Origin of the sequence: Sphingobium sp. D43FB, from assembly GCF_002312805.1 — a bacterium.
Lineage (GTDB): Bacteria > Pseudomonadota > Alphaproteobacteria > Sphingomonadales > Sphingomonadaceae > Sphingobium.
The window spans coordinates 1-389 of the sequence record NZ_NMUA01000265.1; the positions used below are offsets into that span (position 1 = coordinate 1).

The 389-nt window shown below is 59.6% G+C and carries 1 protein-coding gene; it reads left to right on the plus strand.

Annotated features, from left to right (window positions below):
- Nucleotides 1–171 precede the first annotated feature (171 nt).
- Nucleotides 172–389: GFA family protein (locus SxD43FB_RS24325; RefSeq protein ID WP_176482936.1), on the plus strand; the 218-nt coding region annotated here is incomplete at its 3' end.

A 389-nucleotide genomic window follows, 5' to 3' on the forward strand; every position in this document is an offset into this window, starting at 1 on the left:
TCATGACGAGGGGGTTTCTGGAGGCGTCCAGATACTAGATTTCGGGGAAACCGGGACAGGCGATCCCGCCCTGTGAAGGCCAGCGTAGGTTTCCGGTGCTTTTCCTACCACCGCTGGCTACCATTGTTGCGCAAACTTGGGCGTTGCAGCCTGTCCAACAGGGAGGCCGGTATGAGCGTTCACGAAGGCGGATGCCTCTGCGGTGTCGTGCGTTATAAAACGCTGGCTGATCCGCTCCGGGTCACAACCTGCCACTGTCATTTCTGCCAGCGCGCCACGGGCTCAGCCTACATGGTTGAGCCCATCTTTCGCGTGGTCGATCTGCGCGTGACCCAGGGCTCCCCTTCAACCTACAACCATCGGTCCAAGGGTAGCGGCAAGCTCGTTTA